At 64.8% G+C, this 2637-nt stretch carries 4 protein-coding genes; all 4 read right to left on the reverse strand.

Going from position 1 to position 2637, the window contains the following annotated elements; genetic code table 11:
• Window positions 1-53 precede the first annotated feature (53 nt).
• The 4 genes from rplB to rplC are packed head-to-tail and all read right to left on the reverse strand — an operon-like array spanning window position 54 to window position 2598.
• Window positions 54-890 (reverse strand): 50S ribosomal protein L2, encoded by an 837-nt coding sequence (rplB, locus tag Q0082_RS06810; protein WP_298191121.1) that lies wholly within the window; start codon window positions 888-890, stop codon window positions 54-56.
• Window positions 891-902: 12 nt separating this feature from the next.
• A complete protein-coding gene (locus Q0082_RS06815; protein ID WP_298191123.1) occupies window positions 903-1208 on the reverse strand; it encodes a 50S ribosomal protein L23 in 306 nt (101 codons plus the stop codon).
• The gene (rplD, locus tag Q0082_RS06820) at window positions 1201-1830 is read right to left on the reverse strand and encodes a 50S ribosomal protein L4 (RefSeq protein WP_298191125.1); all 630 of its coding nucleotides are present in this window, start codon (window positions 1828-1830) and stop codon (window positions 1201-1203) included. The genes Q0082_RS06815 and rplD overlap by 8 nt, the downstream gene beginning before the upstream one ends.
• Window positions 1831-1833: 3 nt before the next feature.
• Window positions 1834-2598 (reverse strand): 50S ribosomal protein L3, encoded by a 765-nt coding sequence (gene rplC, locus Q0082_RS06825; protein ID WP_298191127.1) that lies wholly within the window; start codon window positions 2596-2598, stop codon window positions 1834-1836.
• Between the last annotated feature and the right edge of the window lie 39 nt (window positions 2599-2637).

Genomic DNA, 2637 nt, shown 5'->3' on the forward strand with positions numbered 1-2637 from the left:
AGGAGGTGCAGGTCGACGAAGGGTCCCTTCCAGACGGAACGTGCCATGGGGTGTTACCTCTTCTTCTTCGCGTGACGCGAACGGATGATCATCTTGTCCGTCTGCTTGTTGTGACGGGTGCGGGCGCCCTTGGTCGGCTTGCCCCACGGCGTGACCGGATGACGGCCACCCGAGGTGCGGCCTTCACCACCACCGTGCGGGTGATCGACCGGGTTCTTGGCGACACCGCGGGTAAGCGGGCGACGACCGAGCCAACGACCGCGACCAGCCTTGGCAAGGTTCTGGTTCGAGTTGTCGGGGTTCGACACCGCGCCAACCGTGCCCATGCAATCGCCGCGCAGGTAGCGCTGCTCGCCCGAGTTCAGGCGGACAATGACCATGCCGCGGTCACGACCGACGAGCTGGACATAGGTGCCGGCCGAACGGGCGATCTGACCGCCCTTGCCCGGCTTCATCTCCACGTTGTGGATGATCGTGCCGACCGGCATCTGGCTGAGCAGCATCGCGTTGCCCGGCTTCACGTCGGTCTTCTCACCGGCGACGACCACGTCACCGACCGCAAGACGCTGCGGGGCGATGATGTAGGTCTGCTCGCCGTCCTCGTACTTGACGAGCGCGATGAACGCGGTGCGGTTGGGGTCATACTCCAGACGCTCGACGGTCGCGGGCATGTCCCACTTGCGGCGCTTGAAGTCGATGAACCGGTAGCGCTGCTTGTGGCCGCCCGCGATACCGCGGCTGGTCACGTGGCCCTTGTTGTTCCGGCCGCCGGTCTTGCTCTTGCCCTCGGTCAGCGCCTTGACGGGCTTGCCCTTCCACAGCGACGACTTGTCGACGAGGATCAGGCCGCGCCGGGCGGGGCTGGTCGGGTTATAGTTCTTGAGTGCCATGATCTATGCGCCTCAGATACCGCTGGTGACGTCGATCGACTGGCCTGCAGCCAGCGTCACGACAGCCTTCTTAAAGTCCGAACGCTTGTAGGGCTTGCCCTTCCAGCGCTTGGTCTTGCCGTCCTGGTTCAAGGTGTTCACCTTGGTGACCTTGACGCCGAACAGAGCCTCGACCGCAGCCTTGATCTGCGGCTTGGTGGCCTTGTCGGCGACCTTGAACACAACAGCGTTGTGCTCGCTGAGCAGCGTCGACTTCTCGGTGATGTGGGGAGCCACGATCACGTCGTAGTGACGCGTGTCGATGCCTTCCTTAGCCATTGAAACGCGCCTCCAGCTTTTCGACCGCAGCGCGCGTCAGCACCAGCGTATCATGCTTCAGGATGTCGTAGACGTTCGCGCCGACCGCCGGGAGCACGTTGACCCCGATGATGTTGCGCGCGGCGCGGGCGAAGTTGTCGTTCACCGCTTCGCCGTCGATCACGAGGACCTTCTTGCCGAAGCCCGCCTTGGCGAGCGTCGCGGCCAGTGTGGCGGTCTTGCCATCGGTGTCGAGCGTGTCGACCACGACCAGACCACGGCCTTCGGAGAGGGCCTTGGTCGAGAGCGCCATCTTCAGACCCAGAGCGCGGATCTTCTTGTTGAGCGAGGGATCGAAATCACGGACGCGGGGGCCATGGGCCTTGCCGCCGCCGATGAAGATCGGAGCCGCACGATCGCCGTGACGAGCGCCACCGCCACCCTTCTGGTTGCCGAGCTTCTTGCCGGTACGCGCCACGTCCGAACGCTCACGCGCTCCGCGGGCGGTGCCACGGCGCTTCTCGAGCTGCCAGGTGACGACGCGGTGGAGGATGTCGGCGCGGGGAGCCACACCGAACACGGCATCCGAGAGCTCGGCTTCGCCGGCTGCGGTGCCATCGAGATTGAGGACCTGAACCTTCACGACTTAGCCCTCCTGACCATCGACGGTGGTCTCGACAGACGCGGTGTCTTCCGCGGGAGTGTCGGCAGCCGCCGTGGTGTCGTTGGTGTTGGCGGCCTGCTTGAGACCGGCCGGATAAGGCGCCTCGGCGTGGCGATCGACCTTCACCGCATCGCGAACGAGCAGCCAGCCGTTCTTCGAGCCGGGGACCGAGCCCTTGACGAAGATCAGGCCACGCTCGTCATCCGTGCGGACGACCTCGAGGTTCTGCTGGGTGCGCTGACGGTCGCCCATGTGGCCGGCCATCTTCTTGTTCTTGAACACGCGGCCCGGATCCTGGCGGTTACCAGTCGAACCGTGGGCGCGGTGGGTGATGGAGACACCGTGGGTGGCGCGCATACCGCCGAAGCCCCAGCGCTTCATCGCGCCGGCAAAGCCCTTGCCCTGGGTGTGACCGGTGATGTCGACATACTGGCCGGGCACAAAGTGCGAAGCGGCGATGGTCGAACCGACTTCGAGCAGCGCGTCATCAGCGACGCGGAACTCGGCGACTTCCATCTTCAGTTCGACTTCAGCCTTGGCGAAGTGCTCGCGCTGCGGCTTGGCAACATTCTTCTGCTTGGCCTTGCCCGCGCCGAGCTGAACCGCGACGTAACCGTCGCGCTCTTCGGTGCGGACCGAGACCACCTGGCAATTTTCAAGCGCCAGGACGGTAACCGGCACGTGCCGTCCGTCGTCCTGGAAAAGCCGGGTCATCCCGACCTTCTTCGCGATCACGCCGGTGCGCATGACCATACTCCTTACAGAGGCCTTGCGAGGACCATCCCC

Source organism: Novosphingobium sp. (assembly GCF_027489515.1).
In the GTDB taxonomy this organism is placed as follows: Bacteria; Pseudomonadota; Alphaproteobacteria; order Sphingomonadales; family Sphingomonadaceae; genus Novosphingobium.